This window comes from Rhizobium sp. 01T444 (assembly GCF_056398305.1).
Map to the genome: position 1 here is coordinate 278,718 of NZ_JBFTPD010000004.1, position 16,232 is coordinate 294,949.

The following is a 16,232-nucleotide window of genomic DNA, read 5'->3' on the forward strand; positions in this document are numbered from 1 at the left end:
TCATGACTTGACCTGCCGCATTTTTCATTGGCTGATGGCAGGCAGATCCCTCCCTACGGTGTTTCCCATGTCCTCCCGATTTGACAGTTCCAAACAATATGCCGCCTTCCTGTTCGACATGGACGGCACGATCCTGAGTTCCACTGCGTCGGCAGAGCGCGTCTGGGGCCGCTGGGCCGAGCGGCACGGGCTGGATGTGGAAAAATTCCTGCCGATCATGCATGGATCGCGTGGCATCGACACGATCAGGCGGCTGAACCTTCCGGGCGTCGACGCGGAAGCGGAAGCCGCACAGATCACCGAAGAGGAAATCCAGGACGTCGAAGGCGTCGTTGCCCTTCCGGGTGCCGCCGATTTCCTGGCGTCGCTGCCGCCGAACCGGTGGACGATCGTCACCTCCTCGCCGCGTCGCCTGGCCGAGCGACGGCTTGAGGCCGCGGGGCTTCCCATGCCGCAGGCCATCGTGACGGCCGAAGATGTGACTGTCGGCAAACCCGACCCCCAATGCTATATCCTCGGCGCCGAAAAGCTCGGTTTTGCAACGCATGAATGCCTGGTCTTCGAAGACGTTGAAGCCGGCGTGAAGGCAGGAACGGCGGCGGGCGCCGACATCATGGTCATCACTGCTGCCGGTCACAAACACTCGCTGCAGGGCTATCCCGAGATCGAACATTATGGCGATGCGACCGTTGTCATTGCCGATAGCGGCCATCTTTCGATAAAGTTTTGACCTGCCTGCCGCGCCGGAAAGGAATCGCCCATGAAACCGGAAATCATCTGCCTGATGATGTCGTCGCTCGACGGCGGCCTGCATCCGAGCAAGTGGACAGAAAGCCCGGATGGCGGCCGCAAGGAATGGACGGCTCTCTATCAGAAGGCACATGAAGACCTGCAGGGTGACGCCTGGATCGTCGGACGCGTGACTATGGCCGAAATGGCCAAGGGAGAGCCGCATCCGCCGCAATCGGCAGGTTCAGCAGAACGGCAAAACCATTTCGCCGATCGCAAAGCAGACAACTACGCGATCGCGCTCGACACGTCGGGCAAGCTGCATTTCACGCGGCCTGACATCGATGGCGACCATATCGTCGTCATCCTCGGTAGCGATGTGCCGGACGCCCATCTTGCGGAGCTCGCCGCCGACGGCATCTCTTACATAATCTCGCCTTCGGCCGAGATCGATCTGCCTGGAGCGCTCGATGTACTGGAGAAGGAACTCGGCATCCACAAATTGCTGCTCGAAGGCGGAGCAGCGATCAACGGCGCTTTCTTTGCTGCGGGCCTCATCGACGAGTTTTATCTGCTTGTCGCCCCGGCCCTGGATGGCAGCGGCGGCCAGCCCGTCGTTACTTTCGACCGGGGATTGGCGGGCAAGACCCGGCTCTCGCTGATATCGGCGGAGACCAAAGACAATGGCGTCGTCGTCCTGCGCTATAAAGTCCATTCATGATCGTGACAATGGACAGCCGCGGCTGCAAGGCGCTATATCCACGCCATGACCACCTCTGATCCGGATATCGTTATCGTCGGCGCAGGAGCTGCCGGGATCGGGGCTTCACGCCGCCTTAGCAGCCGCGGTCATTCCATCACCATCCTAGAGCAACTGCCCCGCGTCGGTGGACGGGCCTGGACTTATGCCACGAGCGCTGGGCCAGTCGATCTCGGCTGCGGATGGCTGCACTCGGCCGATCGCAATCCCTGGACCAGGATTGCCGCCGAGCTCGGCTTCACGGTCGACCGCCGCATCACGGCCTGGGGCGAACAGTTTAAGAATCTCGGTTTCTCCGGGAAAGATCGTGCGGCCGCCCGAAACGCCTTTGCGCAATGGAACGAAGAGATCCGGAACAACCCACCGGCTTCTGACTGCGCAGCCGATGCGATCGACCCGAATTCATCCTGGACGCCCTATCTGCAGGCACTGAGCGGCTACATATCCGGCGAGGAACTGGAGCACATATCGGTGAGAGACTACGTCGCGTATGATGACGCCTCCACCGACAACAACTGGCGCGTCCCCGATGGCTATGGGCAGCTGATTACCTCAGCGCTTCCTTCCGACGCGGAATTGCGGCTCGGCACCACCCTCGAAAGCCTTGATCTGAGCGAACAGAAAATCGTCCTGCAAACCTCCGCCGGGACGATCCGGACACGCGCCGTCATCTTCACCGTCTCGTCGAATGTTCTCGCGGGCGGTGCGATCAACCTTCCGTCCGTGCTCGACCCCTGGCGGCAGGCGGCATCGCTCCTACCGCTCGGCAACAACGAGAAACTCTATCTCGAAATCCTCGACGGCGGCCCTTTCGAAGACGAGACCCACGTGCTCGGCAATCCGCGTGACAACACGACCGGCGCCTATTACATCCGCCCCTTCGGCAAGCCAGTGCTCGAATGTTTCCTCGGTGGAGCGGGAGCCAGGGCTTCTGCCGCGATGGGTCGCGCGGCGGCTTTCGACCAGGCGATCAACGAGCTAGCCGGCCTCTTTGGCTCGGACGTGCGAAAATATCTGAGGCCGCTTGCGGCTTCGAACTGGGCGGGAACCCTTTCCATCGGCGGTGGTTACAGCCATGCCCTGCCCGGCCACGCGGACGCACGCCTGCAACTCGCCCAATCCTTTGACGACAGGATTTTCTTTGCGGGTGAGGCGACGCATACGACCGATTTCTCGACGGCGCACGGCGCTTATGAGAGCGGACAGCGCGCTGCCGACGAGGCAATGGCGGCTCTGCTGGTTCCTGTCGAAACCTCGGGCGTCAACCGCCGCTAATTAAAACATCAATCAGATTTCGCTCTATACGTCACACTCCCTGATCCTGATCCGTCAAATCCATGACGAACGAAAGCTGGCAATCGGCCGGCTCTGCGTCAAACCGAACACGATCAGGAGATTGAGCATGCAAGAGAGAATGGGAAATCCGGCCCTCGTCATCCCGGAAGCCATGCAGGCGCTGGCCGCCTTCGCCAATCTGCCTGCCAAGGCCGGTCTTGCGCCGGCATTTCTGGAAATCATCTATCTGCGGGCCAGCCAGATCAACGGCTGCAGCGTCTGCATCGACGGCCATTGGCGCATTGCCCGCAAGCACGGCGAGACCGACGAACGGCTCTTTGCCGTCGCAGGCTGGCGTGACGCCCCCTATTACAGCGATGCCGAACGCGCAGCACTGGCGCTCACCGAGGCCGTCACCCGCCTCAGCGACCGCGCCGATCCGGTGCCGGATGAGGTCTGGGAGGAATGCACCCGTCACTACGACGGCAAGAGCCTTGCGGCCCTCGTCATCGCAATTGCCAATATCAATGTCTGGAACCGGCTGAACGTCGCCACCCGGCAGGTTGCAGGTCAATGGAAGCCGTGATCAACGGCTTCCATTCATTTAGATGATACCACCACCGCCGGAGACGGAGGCGGGGCGCTCGGCGGCTACCTTTTTGCGGTAGCCGCTGACGCGGTAGGTGGCGATCGGGTCGGTCGCGCCGCCGGCGCGTCGGCGGGCTTCGGCCAGGATCGGCTCGACATCGGCGCGATAGGCGCGCTTTAGCGTTTCGGACGCCATCAACGCGTCATTGTCCTGCTGATAGCCTTCGAGCGCCTTGCGATCGACGATCAGTGCCTGCGCGTAGGCCCGACGGATTTCATTGGCGCTGTTGATCAGGCTTTCGATCGGATCCGTCACATTGTGCGACTGGTCGATCATATGGGCCGGATGGAAATCGTTGACGCCACGGGCTTCGGCATCGACGAGCTCGTTGAAGACGAGGAACAGGCGGTAGGGTTCGATCGAACCGGCGTCGAGGTCATCATCGCCATACTTCGAATCGTTGAAATGGAAGCCGCCGAGCTTGCCGAACTGGATCAGCCGGGCGACGATCATCTCGATATTGGTGTTCGGCGCATGGTGGCCGAGGTCGACAAGGCAGTAGGCCTTGGGACCGAGCGTCTGGGCGATCATATAGTTGCTGCCCCAGTCCTGCACGACCGTCGAATAGAAAGCCGGCTCGTACATCTTGTGCTCGGAGAAGAGCCGCCAATCGTCAGGCAGGGCCTTGTAGATATCCGCCATCGAGGTGAGGTAACGCTCGAAAGCCCTAGTGAAATTGCTCTGGCCGGGAAAGTTCGAACCATCGCCGATCCAGACGGTCAGCGCCTTGGAGCCGATCGCCTTGCCGATCTCGATGCATTCCAGATTATGCTCGATCGCCTGCTGGCGGGTCGCCGCATCCGTGTGGCTGAGCGAGCCATATTTGTAGGTCAGCTTCTGGCCGGGAGCATCCGAGAAAGTGTTGGAATTCATCGCATCGAAGCCGAGGCCAAGCGCATCGCCTTTCGCCTTCAACTCCTTCACATCGGTCTTGTCCCAGGGAATATGCAAGGACACGGTCGGCGTCGCCTGGGTCAGCTGGTTGATAACCGCGCAATCGTCGAGTTTGTCAAAGATACCGCGGGGCTCACCGGTACCCGGGAAACGGGCAAAGCGCGTGCCGCCGGTGCCGACACCCCAGGAAGGTACGGCAACAGTGAATTCCGCCACCTTGCGGGTGATCGCTTCGATATCAACGCCGCGGCGGGCAAGCGTTGTACCCAGCGCTTCGTAGTCAGCCTTCAGCGCAGCAGCGCGCTTGTCATTTTCCGTTGCGACCAGATCCGGCGCAATCCTGAATTCAGCCATTTAATCCTCCCTGGCCGCGAACCGCAGACCACAGTTCGCGTTCTAACACTTGCATGTCTTCAAAACTCAGGAGCCACGATGGACGTCGTCCGCATTCTTCTTGCGATCATCCTGCCGCCCCTTGGCGTATTTCTGCAGGTCGGGCTCGGCCTGCATTTCTGGCTCAATATATTGCTGACGCTCTGCGGCTACGTGCCGGGGATCATCCACGCGATATGGGTGATCCTCCGGAAATAGCTTAGCGCGGGAAGCTCTGAACGTTGCCCGCATCGACATTGATGATGTTGCCGGTCGACTTGGCCGACAGATCGGACGCAAGGAAGTAGACGGCTTCGGCAATGTCTTCCGGGAACACGTTAAGTTTCAGCATCGAGCGCTTGCGGTAATGTTCCTCCAGCTCGTCCACTTCGATCTTGGAAGAGGCCGCACGCTGTTCGCGCCATTCGCCGCTCCAGATCTTCGAGCCGCGAAGGACGGCATCCGGATTGACGGTGTTGACGCGGATGCCGGCATCTGCGCCTTCGAGCGCCAGGCAACGGGCGAGATGGATTTCGGCAGCCTTTGCCGTGCAATAGGCGGCCGCATTCGGCGAAGCCGCAAGGCCGTTCTTCGACGCAATGAAGACGACGTTGCCACCCAGCCCCTGACGGCGGAACAGACGGAAGGCCTCGCGCGAAACGAGGAAATAGCCGGTCGCCAGAATGTCGATGTTGCGGTTCCACGTCGACAATTCGGTCGTTTCGATCGGCGCCGAAGAAGCGATGCCTGCATTCGAAACGAGGATATCGATGCCGCCGAATTCGACGCAGGATTCGGCGAAGGAGGCGATGACGCCGTCTTCCTTGGTAACGTCGAGCTTCAAAGTACGCACTGCATCGGCGCCGTACTTCTTCACGAATTCGGCTTCGGTCTTTTCAAGTGCTTCCTGGTCGATATCGGCAAGCACCACACAGGCACCCTCGCCGACGAGACGGGCGGCCGTTGCGCGGCCGATGCCGCCGGCGCCACCGGTGACGAAGGCAACTTTGCCTGCCAGGCTCTTCGGCTTCGGCATGCGCTGCAGCTTGGCTTCTTCGAGCAGCCAATATTCGATGTCGAAGGCTTCCTGCTCAGGCAGGCCCTGATATTCCGAGACCGTCGAGGAACCGCGCATCACGTTGATGGCGTTGACATAGAATTCGCTGGCGATGCGAGCTGTCGCCTTATCGCGGGCAAAGGAGAACATGCCGACACCCGGCACCAGGAAGATGACTGGATTGGCGTCACGCATGGCCGGCGAATTGTCATGCTTGCAGGCATTGTAATAGCGGGAATAGTCGGCGCTGTAGTCTTCAAGCGCCCTGTCGAGACCGGAGATGATTGCATCGACATCGGGTTTTGCCGGATCGAGATCAACGATCAGCGGGCGGATCTTCGTGCGCAGGAAATGGTCAGGGCAGCTGGTGCCGAGCGCACCCAGCGGACGCAGGTTCTTCGAATTGACGAATTCCAGAACCGCATCCTGATCGTCAAAATGGCCGAGCTTGCGCTCCTGCTTGCCGATACGGCCGCGAATTTCCGGCATCAAACGGGCGGCGATGGCACGGCGTTCAGCGACCGGTAGGCTTTCAACGACGGCGCCGCCGAAGATCGTCTTGCCTTCGGTCTGGCCGGCAAACCACTCGATCGCCTTGTTGATGATATCGAGCGTCAGCTCGTAGCAGGCCTTGGCATCGTTGTCCCAAGTGAAGAGGCCGTGGCTTTCGAGCACGACGCCCTTGGCGCTTGGGTTCGCCTTGACGAAAGCTTCGAGATCGAGGCCGAGCTGGAAGCCCGGACGGCGCCAGGGCAGCCAGCCGATCGCATCACCGAACACCTGCTTGGTCAACTCCCTGGAGTTCTTGGAGGCGGCGATCGCGATGATCGCGTCCGGATGCATATGGTCGACATGCGTATAGGGCACGAAACCATGCAGCGGCGTGTCGATCGAGGCGGCACGGGCATTCAGGTTGAAGGTGCAATGCGGCAGGAAGCCGACCATGCGGTCCTCGTCCTCGACACCCTTGTAGATGCCCTTCAGCGATTCCAGCTTGTCCTGATAGAGGGTCGCGAACCCGTCGAGCTTGATCGTCCCGACGTCGCCGCCCGAGCCCTTGACCCAGAGCACCTTAACCTTGCCACCATCAAGCGGATCGCTCTCTATGACCTTGGCCGAGGTATTGCCGCCGCCATAATTGGTGATGCGCTTGTCGGCGCCGAGAAGATTCGAGCGATAGAGAAGCTTGCCGGGCTCATCGAGGCCCGCCGCATAAGCATCATCCCACCGGTTCTCGAGAAGTCGAACCTTTGCCGCCATGTCATCCTCCCATATAGGCTTGTGTATAGGCCTGCGGGGCGCCGCGATAAGCGCGCCCTTTCGCTCACGGTATCGCGCATCAAAATGGCGCTTGTCAATCGAAAACGATCAAAATCGATTATGTTGCATCGCAATATGAAAATTTATGATCGTTTCTGATTGACAGGCTTTAACGGATACGAAATAAATATGACAAGAGGAGGAGCCCAATGCACGAACGCGAACGCCATCGCATTATCTTAAGCGCCGTTCAGGAAAAGTCCGTCGTTACGATTCAGGACATTTCCGAGCTGACGGATGCTTCTGAAGCGACGATCCGGCGCGACATTGCGGCTCTTCACGTGCAGGGCAAGATCCGGCGCGTTCGTGGCGGCGCGGAGGCAGTGCACCCGCCGCAGCTTGGAAATCTTGCAGGACGCCCATTCAGGGTTTCAGAATCGGTCAATATCGATAAAAAACGCTCAATCGCGCGCGCAGCCGTCGATCTCTGTGAAGCGGGCGATGCCATCATCATCAATGGCGGCACGACCACCTTCCAGATGGTGCATTACATGGCCGGCCATCGCATGCAGGTCATGACCAATTCCTTCGCCATTGCCGAACATCTGGTGAAGCATTCCAAGAACAGTGTGACGGTGCCGGGCGGCGCGATTTATCGCGAGCAGAGCCTGATCCTGTCGCCCTTCGACAATGACGCGATCCGCAATTTCTATGCGCGGCGCATGTTCATCGGCGCCCAGGGCGTCGGCCCGCTTGGCATCATGGAGGCGGATGCCCTCATCATCCAGAGCGAGCAGAAACTGATGCACCAGGCCGATGAACTCATCGTCATGGTCGATTCAAGCAAATTCAATCGCCGGTCGAGCCTCATTCTTTGCCCGCTCGACCGCGTATCCGTGGTCATCACCGATGACGGCATCTCGGAGGAAGCGGCTCGCATGATCGAGAATGCCGGCGTCCGGCTCGTAGTGGCAAGCCCGGTGGCCCAGGCTGTGAAGGAGGATTCCTCGTCGGTCGCATGAGGCGTCTGCGAGGTGTGGAAGTCTAAATCTTAGTGGGAGGACATGACATGAAATTTGCAAAGACACTTGCAATCGGTGTGGCTTTTGCCGTCGCCATGATGGCTGGCGCCGCAAGCGCCAAGGACATCAAGATCGGCCTGGTCGTAAAGTCGCTCGGCAACGGCTTCTTCGACGCCGCCAACAAGGGCGCCCAGGAAGCGGCCAAGGAACTCGGCGGCGTGGAAGTCATCTACACCGGCCCGACGAGCACGACTGCCGAAGGTCAGATCGAAGTTATCAACTCGCTGATTGCGCAGGGCGTTGACGCCATCGCGATCTCGGCAAATGACCCGGATGCCGTCGTTCCTGCGCTGAAGAAGGCTACCCAGCGCGGTATCAAGGTTATTTCCTGGGACTCCGGCGTTGCCCCTGAAGGCCGCATCCTGCAGCTCAACCCGTCGTCGAACGAACTGATCGGCAAGATGTGCCTGACGCTCGCCAAGGATCATCTTGACGGCGGCAAGGGTGACTTCGCCATCCTGTCGGCAACGACGACCTCGACCAACCAGAACATCTGGATCGACCAGATGAAGAAGCAGCTCAAGGATTTCCCGGGCCTCAATCTCGTCACCACGGTTTACGGCGACGACCTCTCGGACAAGTCCTATCGTGAAGCCGAAGGCCTGCTGAAGTCCAACCCGAACGTCAAGGTCATCGTCGCTCCGACGACGGTCGGCGTTCTGGCTGCTTCGAAGGTCGTCGAAGACAAGGGTCTGGTCGGCAAGGTCTACGTGACTGGCCTCGGCCTGCCGTCTGAAATGGCTGGCGCGATCAAGTCCGGCGCGACCAAGGAATTCGCCATCTGGAACCCGATCGACCTTGGCTACTCTGCAACGCAGATCGCCTATCACCTGGCAAAGGGTGATGCCGACGGCAAGCCGGGCAGCGAAATCGAAGCCGGCCGCATGGGCAAGATCAAGATTGGCGACAATGGCGAAGCTGCTATGGCCGACCCCTTTGTCTACAATGCCTCGAACATCGACCAGTTCTCCAAGGTCTTCTGATTTCAGAGATCATGAACGGACACCCGGCGGCTCTGCCGCCGGGCTTCTCTTTCGATGGTGGTAAGCTTGCTGATGACCCCTGCCCTTCAACACCCCGTCTCGGAACCAAAAGCCGATGACGCAACCGCCATTCTGGAAATGCGCGGCATCTCGCAGATTTTTCCGGGCGTGAAGGCGCTCGACAATGTCAGCATCGCGCTCTATCCCGGCAAGGTGACGGCACTGATCGGCGAAAACGGCGCCGGCAAGTCGACACTCGTCAAGATCCTGACCGGAATCTATCGTCCGAATGAGGGCGAAATCATCGTCGACGGCAAACCGGTGCACTTCGCGACAGCACAAGCCGCGATCGATGCCGGCGTGACCGCCATTCACCAGGAAACCGTGCTTTTCGACGAGCTTTCGGTCGCCGAAAATATCTTCCTCGGTCATGCGCCGCGCACGCGCTGGCGCACCATCGACTGGAGCGAGATGAACAGCCGCGCAAGAACGCTGCTGACCTCGCTCGAAAGCAATATTGATCCGACGATTCGCCTTAAAGACCTCTCGATTGCGCAGCGCCATCTGGTGGCGATTGCCCGCGCTTTGTCGATCGAGGCTCGTATCGTCATCATGGACGAACCGACGGCTGCCCTCTCGCGCAAGGAGATCGACGATCTTTTCCGTATCGTCGAGAGCCTGAAAGCAAGCGGCAAGGCCATCCTTTTCATTAGCCATAAGTTCGATGAGCTCTACGAGATCGCCGACAATTACGTCGTGTTCCGCGACGGCCGCGCCGTCGGCCACGGGAAGCTGAAGGAAACGCCGCAGGACGAAATCGTTCGCATGATGGTCGGTCGCGATGTCGAAAATGCCTTCCCGAAGATCGATGTGGCAATCGGCGGCGCAGTGCTCGAAGTCGAAAGATACAGCCACCGCACTGAATTCCGCGATATTTCGCTGACGCTGCGCAAGGGCGAGATCCTCGGCATCTATGGCCTGATCGGCGCCGGCCGCTCGGAACTGGCGCAATCGCTTTTCGGCATCACCAAACCGCTCTCCGGCAGGCTGACGCTCGAAGGCCGGGAAATTTCGATCAATTCCCCGCATGACGCCATCCGCGCCGGCATCGTCTACGTACCGGAAGAGCGCGGCCGCCACGGCCTGGCGCTGCCGATGCCGATCTATCAGAACATGACGCTTCCGTCGCTGACACGCACCTCGCGCAAGGGCTTCCTGCAGGCGGCCGAAGAATTCGCGCTCGCACGCAAATATGCCGAGCGGCTCGATCTGCGTGCCGCGGCCCTTTCCGTGCCGGTTGGTACGCTATCGGGCGGCAACCAGCAGAAGGTCGTCATCGGCAAATGGCTGGCCACCATGCCCAAGGTCATCATCCTCGATGAGCCAACCAAGGGCATCGATATCGGTTCGAAGGCAGCCGTCCACGGCTTCATCAGCGAACTCGCGGCCGAAGGCCTTTCCATCATCATGATCTCCTCCGAACTGCCCGAGATCATCGGCATGTCGGACCGCGTACTGGTCATGAAGGAGGGCCTGTCCGCAGGGCTCTTCGAGCGCGATCAGCTTTCGCCGGAAGCGCTAGTGCGTGCGGCGACCGGAAATGCATGAGGGGACGAGCATGATGAGACTGATCAGAAAACGCGAAACCCTGCTCTTCGCCATCATCGTGGTGATGATCGCCGTCTTTTCGACGCGCGCAGCCGATTTCGCCACTCCCGACAATCTCGCCGGTATCTTCAACGATACGGCAATCCTTATCATCCTGGCGCTTGCCCAGATGACGGTCATCCTGACGAAATCGATCGATCTTTCGGTCGCAGCCAATCTCGCCTTCACCGGCATGGCAATCGCGATGATGAACGCGGCCTTTCCCGGCCTGCCGCTGATCGTGCTGATCCTTGCGGCGATCGTGATCGGCGCAGCACTCGGCGCCATCAACGGCTTCCTCGTCTGGCGCCTCGAAATCCCGCCGATCGTCGTCACCCTCGGCACGCTTACCATCTATCGCGGCATGGCCTTCGTGCTGTCTGGCGGCGCCTGGGTCAATGCGCACCAGATGACGCCGATCTTCCTTGCCGTTCCCCGCACGCCGATCCTCGGACTGCCGATCTTAAGCTGGGTCGCCATCATCATCGTCGCTCTGATGTATATGCTGCTGCGCTACAGCCAGTTCGGCCGTTCGGCCTATGCGACCGGTGGCAATCCGACGGCTGCCGTCTATGCCGGTATCGATACGGGCAAGACGAAATTCCTGGCCTTCGTGCTCTCGGGCGCGCTCGCCGGCCTTTCCAGCTATCTCTGGGTATCGCGCTATGCGGTCGCCTATGTCGATATTGCCAACGGTTTCGAGCTCGACAGCGTCGCGGCCTGCGTGATCGGCGGCATCTCGATCGCCGGTGGTGTTGGCTCGGTTGCCGGCACGGTGCTCGGCGCACTCTTCCTCGGCGTCATCAAGAACGCCCTTCCCGTCATCGGCATTTCGCCCTTCACCCAGATGGCGATCTCCGGAACCGTCATCATCCTCGCCGTCGTCTTCAATGCAAGGCGCGAGCGTAATCGCGGCCGCATCATCCTGCGTGATCGCGCAGCAGCGGAGGTCGCAGCATGAGCATGGTTTCCGCAAATCCGGAAAAGCGCGTCATTCCCGATCGCCTCGGCACGCCCTTCAAGCGCATCATGGCGAGCTGGGAAGTGCTGCTCTTTGGGGTCGCCGTCTTGATCTTCATCTTCAATTCCGTGGCCTCGCCCTATTTCCTCGATGCCTGGAACCTCTCGGACGCGACCTTCAACTTCACCGAAAAGGCGATGATCGCCTTTGCCATGGCGCTGCTCGTCATCGCCGGCGAGATCGACCTCTCGGTCGCCGCCATCATCGCGCTCGCCTCGACAGCAATGGGCGCTGCGGCGCAGATGGGTGTCGGCACGCCAGGCCTCGTGCTGATCGGCATCGGCACCGGGCTTCTCTGCGGCATCTTCAACGGTTTCCTCGTCTCTGTTCTGAAACTGCCGTCGATCGTCGTCACCATCGGCACGATGAGCCTCTTCCGCGGCATTTCCTATATCGTGCTCGGCGACCAGGCCTATGGCAAATACCCGGCGGATTTCGCTTATTTCGGCCAGGGCTACGTCGTCTGGGTCTTCTCCTTCGAATTCGTGCTGTTCATCGTGCTGGCAATTCTCTTTGCGATCCTGCTGCATGCCACGAATTTCGGCCGGCAGGTCTATACGATCGGCAACAATGATTTCGCAGCTCGCTTCTCCGGCATTCCGGTCGAGCGCGTGAAATTCATCCTCTTCCTACTGACCGGCGTGATGAGCGGTGTCGCTGCGGTCTGCCTGACCTCGCGCCTCGGCTCGACCCGCCCGTCGATCGCGCAAGGGTGGGAACTCGAAGTCGTCACCATGGTCGTGCTCGGCGGCATCTCGATTCTCGGCGGCTCCGGTACGATCGGCGGCGTCGTCATCGCCGCCTTCGTCATGGGTCTCGTGACTTTCGGTCTTGGCTTGTTGAACGTGCCCGGCATCGTCATGTCGATCTTCATCGGCCTGCTCCTGATCATCACCATCGCGATCCCGATCATCGCCCGCCGCATCAAAGCCATGAGCGCCAAATGACACTGGAAAAACACGCCTTCAAGATGAAGCTCAATCCCGGCATGGAGGCCGAATACAGGAAGCGGCATGACGAGATCTGGCCGGAACTGGTCGACCTGCTGCACCAGTCTGGTGCCAGCGACTATTCCATCCATCTCGACCGCGAGACCAATACGCTTTTCGGCGTGCTGACCCGGCCGAAGGATCACACGATGGCAAGCCTGCCGGACCATCCGGTCATGAAGAAATGGTGGGCGCATATGGCCGATATCATGGCATCCAATCCGGATAATTCTCCCGTCCAGAGTGACCTCGTGACCGTCTTCCATATGCCATGAGCGACTACCGCCACATCGCCGTTCTCGATATCGGCAAGACAAACGCCAAGGTCGTCGTTCTCGACAGCGCGACGGGCGCCGAAATCGCCGTCCGCAAGCAACCGAATACGGTCATCCGCGACGGCCTCTATCCGCATTATGATATCGAAACGCTCTGGAGCTTCGCGCTTGCTTCGCTGAAAGCCTTTGCCAGCGAGCCGGGTTTCGACGCGATCTCGATCACCACCCATGGCGCAGCCGCCGCCTTGCTCGGCGCGGATGGCAAGCTGGCAATGCCCGTCATCGACTATGAGCATGAATATCCGCCTGAGATCCGTAACGCCTATGATGCGCTGCGGCCATCTTTTGCCGAGACCTTCTCGCCCCGTCTTTCGATGGGCCTGAATATCGGCGCGCAGCTTCACTACCAGAAGACGGCTTTTGCCGAAGAATTCGCCAAGGTCGCCACCATCCTCACCTATGCACAATATTGGTCGGCGCGGCTGACTGGTGTCGCTGCGAACGAGGCAACCTCGCTCGGCTGTCATACGGACCTCTGGAATCCGAAGACAGGCGCATACTCCTCGCTGGTCGATACGCTTGCCATTCCCGACCGGATGGCGCCGATCCATTCGGCCTTCGATGCACTTGGTCCCGTTCTGCCCGATATCGCCGCTGAGATCGGTCTTTCCGTGCCCGTCTATTGCGGCATTCATGATTCAAATGCGTCGCTCCTGCCGCATCTTGTCGCCCGCGAGGCGCCCTTTGCCGTGGTCTCGACCGGCACCTGGGTCATCAATTTCGGTGTCGGGGGTGATCTGGCCCATCTTGACGCCAAGCGCGATGCGCTCGCCAATGTGGATGCCTATGGCCGCGCCGTACCCTCTTCCCGCTTCATGGGCGGCCGCGAATTCGAAATTCTCTCGGCCGAGATCGGTCAGGTCGGCGATGCCGAGGCAAAAGCCGCCATCGCTGATGTCGTGGCGAAAGGCATCTTGCTGCTACCGAATGTGGCACCGGGCTCCGGTCCCTTTCCGGGCAAGGTCAGCCGTTGGATCCACGCGGACGGAGCGAGCCGGCAGGAGCGCTATGCCGCAGCCTGCCTCTATCTCGCATTGATGACGGAGGCCTGCCTGGGGCTGATTGGCGCCAAGGGCCCAATCATCGTCGAGGGCCCTTTCGCATTGAACGAGACCTATCTGTCGCTGATTGCTGCAATCACCGGCCGCGATACGATGGCGCTGCCGGGCTCGACCGGCACCAGCCAGGGGGCGGCCCTTCTTGCCGGCATCAAGCCGGTATCCGGTGTGGAAAAACACTTCGCACCCCAGGCAATTCCGGGCCTCTCCGCCTATCGGGAGCGCTGGTACGCCGCGATGGAATAACAGTGTTTCCAAGACTGGCCTTGTTCATGTCGGCTGCGCCGCTAGTGTGGCACCTCTCGATTTGATGGAGGAAACAGCATGACTGAACCATTCGACCCGCGCGCACTGGCCGCCAAACTCCACGGCCTGCGCCAGGCCGCAAAGCAGGAGCCGACGGGCGCCTTTTCGCCGCCGGCTGATCTGAAGCAGGCGATGGAAACCCAGAATGCCCTGAAGGCTGAAGAAGGGGTCACCAGCAACGCCTGGAAGGTGACGGCCTCGCCCGAGGGCCAGCCGGTCACCGCGCCTCTCCATCCCTATGCCGAAGCCGTGTCTGGCGCCACTATTGCCTGGTATCCGGGTCTGAAATTCGAAACCGAAATTGCCGTACGCTTTGGCAAGGATCTTCCCTACCGCAAGGGTGCTCCCTACAGCCGCGCTGAAGTGCTGGAGGCGATTTCCACCGCCTATCTCGGCGCCGAACTGCTGGTCAGCGCGGTCAAGGAAAGCGGTGCTGTCTCCTTCCCCCTCTTCCTCGCGGATCGTCTCGGCAATAGCGGCTATGTGCTCGGCCCCTCCATTTCGAAGAGCTTCATCGATACGGCCGCAAGCACGCCGCTGAAGGTCACCCAGGGCAGCAAAACGATCTATGATGGTCTTGCCAAGCATCCGAAGGGCGACGTCATGACCTGGCTGGTCGACTATGCCAACGACCCGCTGCGCCCCGAAGATTCTCTGAAATCCGGCGCGCTCATTACGACCGGCACGCTCAGCGGCGCCGTCGAACTCACCGAACCCGGCGAGATCGACATCCGCTTCAGCGACGGCGCAAGATTGACCCTCTCCGTCGCCTGATACCGGCATTTCTGCCTGCGTAAACTGGGTGATTGTCATCCCACTTCGCCTCCTGTATTAAACTTGAGTTTATTACGAAGGTTTATTTCGGCCGTCAGGCCGGAGGCGGAAGTGGAAATGACGTTTCAACCGCGCATGCAAAACAGAATTCACGGCTTTTCCGTCACCAAGGGCGTCAATCGCCGGGTGTGGAACGGCATCGTGGCCGATGTCTGGGATGTGGACTGCGCTCCCCATTCCGGTGGCTACTACGTATCGCGCGACCCGCGGCTTTTCATCCTCCTTGAAAAGCGCGGGCCGGGCAATTCGCGGGTAAAGCTCTCGCCACGCGCCCACGGCACGGTGCAGGATACCGAAAAGCGGCCGATCTCCTATGTGCCGGCCGATATGGAAGTCTGGGCCGATCTGGTCGATGTGCATTCGCTGCGCCATCTCGACATCCATTTCGATGTCGAGACCATCAGCCGAAGGCTCGGCGACGATCTGGATCCACAGCGCCTCGCCAATGCCCAGCTTCTGTTTTCCGACGAGCGCCTTTTGTCGCTCGCCCAGTTGATTGCCGCCGAATGCGTTAATCCGCAGCCGCTGCATGATCTCTACGGCGACGGCCTGTCGCTCTCCCTCATCATCGATGTGCTGAAACTGACCAAGGTGCAGCCGCGCAAGCGCAGCAAGCTTGCAGGCTGGCAATTACGCCGCGCCACCGATTACATCGAGGAAAATTTCCTGCGCAATATCCGTCTGGAAGAACTGGCATCCGTCACCGGCCTGTCGCAATCGCATTTCAGCCACGCCTTCAAGGCCTCGACCGGCGTGGCACCGCATCAATATCAGACCAATGTCCGCCTCGATCGAGCAAAGCATCTGCTGGTGCGCAGCGAATATCCCCTGACGACCATTGCCGTGGAAACTGGCTTTGCCGATCAGGCCCATTTCACCCGCGTTTTCCGGAAGAATCTGGGGACCACGCCGGCGAACTGGAAAAAGGCGCAGATTGCGTAATTGCAACACGCTTGGGCTTTTGCGTGCAGCGCGGAAAAT

16 protein-coding genes are annotated in these 16,232 nt (G+C 60.1%); 14 read left to right on the top strand and 2 right to left on the bottom strand.

Annotation, left to right across the window (positions count from 1 at the left end; translation table 11 throughout):
• Window positions 1-67 precede the first annotated feature (67 nt).
• The 4 genes from AC1DTN_RS09685 to AC1DTN_RS09700 all read left to right on the top strand — a co-directional run bounded on the left by AC1DTN_RS09685 (window position 68) and on the right by AC1DTN_RS09700 (window position 3,350).
• A complete protein-coding gene (locus AC1DTN_RS09685; RefSeq protein WP_113321431.1) occupies window positions 68-730 on the top strand; it encodes an HAD family hydrolase in 663 nt (220 codons plus the stop codon).
• Between the two features lie 30 nt (window positions 731-760).
• Entirely contained in the window at window positions 761-1,450 is a 690-nt protein-coding gene (locus tag AC1DTN_RS09690; RefSeq protein ID WP_477920625.1) for a RibD family protein, read from the top strand.
• Window positions 1,451-1,495: 45 nt separating this feature from the next.
• Window positions 1,496-2,764, top strand: a complete 1,269-nt coding sequence (locus AC1DTN_RS09695; RefSeq protein WP_477920626.1) for a flavin monoamine oxidase family protein — start codon at window positions 1,496-1,498, stop codon at window positions 2,762-2,764.
• Between the two features lie 127 nt (window positions 2,765-2,891).
• Window positions 2,892-3,350 (top strand): carboxymuconolactone decarboxylase family protein, encoded by a 459-nt coding sequence (locus AC1DTN_RS09700; protein WP_477920627.1) that lies wholly within the window; start codon window positions 2,892-2,894, stop codon window positions 3,348-3,350.
• An 18-nt stretch (window positions 3,351-3,368) separates the two neighbouring features.
• Here AC1DTN_RS09700 and rhaI read toward each other — a convergent pair whose 3' ends face one another.
• Window positions 3,369-4,661 (bottom strand): L-rhamnose catabolism isomerase, encoded by a 1,293-nt coding sequence (gene rhaI, locus AC1DTN_RS09705; RefSeq protein ID WP_477920628.1) that lies wholly within the window; start codon window positions 4,659-4,661, stop codon window positions 3,369-3,371.
• A 78-nt stretch (window positions 4,662-4,739) separates the two neighbouring features.
• On the opposite strand from rhaI, the gene AC1DTN_RS09710 reads away from it, so the two are divergent.
• Window positions 4,740-4,898, top strand: a complete 159-nt coding sequence (locus AC1DTN_RS09710; RefSeq protein WP_310382558.1) for a YqaE/Pmp3 family membrane protein — start codon at window positions 4,740-4,742, stop codon at window positions 4,896-4,898.
• A gap of 1 nt (window position 4,899) precedes the next feature.
• On the opposite strand, the gene AC1DTN_RS09715 is transcribed toward AC1DTN_RS09710, so the two are convergent.
• Window positions 4,900-6,996, bottom strand: coding sequence for a bifunctional rhamnulose-1-phosphate aldolase/short-chain dehydrogenase (locus AC1DTN_RS09715; protein WP_477920629.1), 2,097 nt, complete (start codon window positions 6,994-6,996; stop codon window positions 4,900-4,902).
• A gap of 209 nt (window positions 6,997-7,205) precedes the next feature.
• On the opposite strand from AC1DTN_RS09715, the gene AC1DTN_RS09720 reads away from it, so the two are divergent.
• The 9 genes from AC1DTN_RS09720 (at window position 7,206) to AC1DTN_RS09760 (ending at window position 16,193) form a co-directional block, all read left to right on the top strand.
• A complete protein-coding gene (locus AC1DTN_RS09720) occupies window positions 7,206-8,018 on the top strand; it encodes a DeoR/GlpR family DNA-binding transcription regulator (RefSeq protein WP_025669053.1) in 813 nt (270 codons plus the stop codon).
• A 47-nt stretch (window positions 8,019-8,065) separates the two neighbouring features.
• The gene (rhaS, locus tag AC1DTN_RS09725; RefSeq protein ID WP_439017774.1) at window positions 8,066-9,061 is read left to right on the top strand and encodes a rhamnose ABC transporter substrate-binding protein; all 996 of its coding nucleotides are present in this window, start codon (window positions 8,066-8,068) and stop codon (window positions 9,059-9,061) included.
• A gap of 72 nt (window positions 9,062-9,133) precedes the next feature.
• Window positions 9,134-10,669, top strand: a complete 1,536-nt coding sequence (locus tag AC1DTN_RS09730) for a sugar ABC transporter ATP-binding protein (RefSeq protein ID WP_113321485.1) — start codon at window positions 9,134-9,136, stop codon at window positions 10,667-10,669.
• 10 nt (window positions 10,670-10,679) lie between these two features.
• Window positions 10,680-11,669: an ABC transporter permease gene (locus tag AC1DTN_RS09735; protein ID WP_113321439.1), complete on the top strand. Its 990-nt coding sequence runs from the start codon at window positions 10,680-10,682 to the stop codon at window positions 11,667-11,669.
• Window positions 11,666-12,676, top strand: coding sequence for an ABC transporter permease (locus AC1DTN_RS09740; RefSeq protein WP_442206817.1), 1,011 nt, complete (start codon window positions 11,666-11,668; stop codon window positions 12,674-12,676). Before AC1DTN_RS09735 ends, AC1DTN_RS09740 begins: the two co-directional genes overlap by 4 nt.
• The gene (gene rhaM / locus AC1DTN_RS09745) at window positions 12,673-12,993 is read left to right on the top strand and encodes an L-rhamnose mutarotase (RefSeq protein WP_113321441.1); all 321 of its coding nucleotides are present in this window, start codon (window positions 12,673-12,675) and stop codon (window positions 12,991-12,993) included. The genes AC1DTN_RS09740 and rhaM overlap by 4 nt, the downstream gene beginning before the upstream one ends.
• Complete coding sequence (locus tag AC1DTN_RS09750; protein ID WP_477920630.1) at window positions 12,990-14,357, top strand: FGGY-family carbohydrate kinase; 1,368 nt, start codon at window positions 12,990-12,992, stop codon at window positions 14,355-14,357. Before rhaM ends, AC1DTN_RS09750 begins: the two co-directional genes overlap by 4 nt.
• A 78-nt stretch (window positions 14,358-14,435) precedes the next feature.
• A complete protein-coding gene (locus AC1DTN_RS09755) occupies window positions 14,436-15,191 on the top strand; it encodes a fumarylacetoacetate hydrolase family protein (protein WP_477920631.1) in 756 nt (251 codons plus the stop codon).
• 117 nt (window positions 15,192-15,308) lie between these two features.
• Window positions 15,309-16,193: a helix-turn-helix domain-containing protein gene (locus AC1DTN_RS09760; RefSeq protein ID WP_477920633.1), complete on the top strand. Its 885-nt coding sequence runs from the start codon at window positions 15,309-15,311 to the stop codon at window positions 16,191-16,193.
• Window positions 16,194-16,232: the final 39 nt, after the last annotated feature.

What these genes read in the sequence shown, in the direction of transcription:
- AC1DTN_RS09755 (WP_477920631.1), top strand. Translation starts at nt 14,436, where the DNA reads ATGACTGAACCATTCGACCCGCGCGCACTGGCCGCCAAACTCCACGGC.
- AC1DTN_RS09715 (WP_477920629.1), bottom strand. Translation starts at nt 6,996, where the DNA reads ATGGCGGCAAAGGTTCGACTTCTCGAGAACCGGTGGGATGATGCTTAT.
- AC1DTN_RS09720 (WP_025669053.1), top strand. Translation starts at nt 7,206, where the DNA reads ATGCACGAACGCGAACGCCATCGCATTATCTTAAGCGCCGTTCAGGAA.
- AC1DTN_RS09740 (WP_442206817.1), top strand. Translation starts at nt 11,666, where the DNA reads ATGAGCATGGTTTCCGCAAATCCGGAAAAGCGCGTCATTCCCGATCGC.
- AC1DTN_RS09730 (WP_113321485.1), top strand. Translation starts at nt 9,134, where the DNA reads ATGACCCCTGCCCTTCAACACCCCGTCTCGGAACCAAAAGCCGATGAC.
- AC1DTN_RS09685 (WP_113321431.1), top strand. Translation starts at nt 68, where the DNA reads ATGTCCTCCCGATTTGACAGTTCCAAACAATATGCCGCCTTCCTGTTC.
- AC1DTN_RS09690 (WP_477920625.1), top strand. Translation starts at nt 761, where the DNA reads ATGAAACCGGAAATCATCTGCCTGATGATGTCGTCGCTCGACGGCGGC.
- AC1DTN_RS09735 (WP_113321439.1), top strand. Translation starts at nt 10,680, where the DNA reads ATGATGAGACTGATCAGAAAACGCGAAACCCTGCTCTTCGCCATCATC.
- AC1DTN_RS09760 (WP_477920633.1), top strand. Translation starts at nt 15,309, where the DNA reads ATGACGTTTCAACCGCGCATGCAAAACAGAATTCACGGCTTTTCCGTC.
- rhaS (WP_439017774.1), top strand. Translation starts at nt 8,066, where the DNA reads ATGAAATTTGCAAAGACACTTGCAATCGGTGTGGCTTTTGCCGTCGCC.
- rhaM (WP_113321441.1), top strand. Translation starts at nt 12,673, where the DNA reads ATGACACTGGAAAAACACGCCTTCAAGATGAAGCTCAATCCCGGCATG.
- AC1DTN_RS09695 (WP_477920626.1), top strand. Translation starts at nt 1,496, where the DNA reads ATGACCACCTCTGATCCGGATATCGTTATCGTCGGCGCAGGAGCTGCC.
- rhaI (WP_477920628.1), bottom strand. Translation starts at nt 4,661, where the DNA reads ATGGCTGAATTCAGGATTGCGCCGGATCTGGTCGCAACGGAAAATGAC.
- AC1DTN_RS09710 (WP_310382558.1), top strand. Translation starts at nt 4,740, where the DNA reads ATGGACGTCGTCCGCATTCTTCTTGCGATCATCCTGCCGCCCCTTGGC.
- AC1DTN_RS09700 (WP_477920627.1), top strand. Translation starts at nt 2,892, where the DNA reads ATGCAAGAGAGAATGGGAAATCCGGCCCTCGTCATCCCGGAAGCCATG.
- AC1DTN_RS09750 (WP_477920630.1), top strand. Translation starts at nt 12,990, where the DNA reads ATGAGCGACTACCGCCACATCGCCGTTCTCGATATCGGCAAGACAAAC.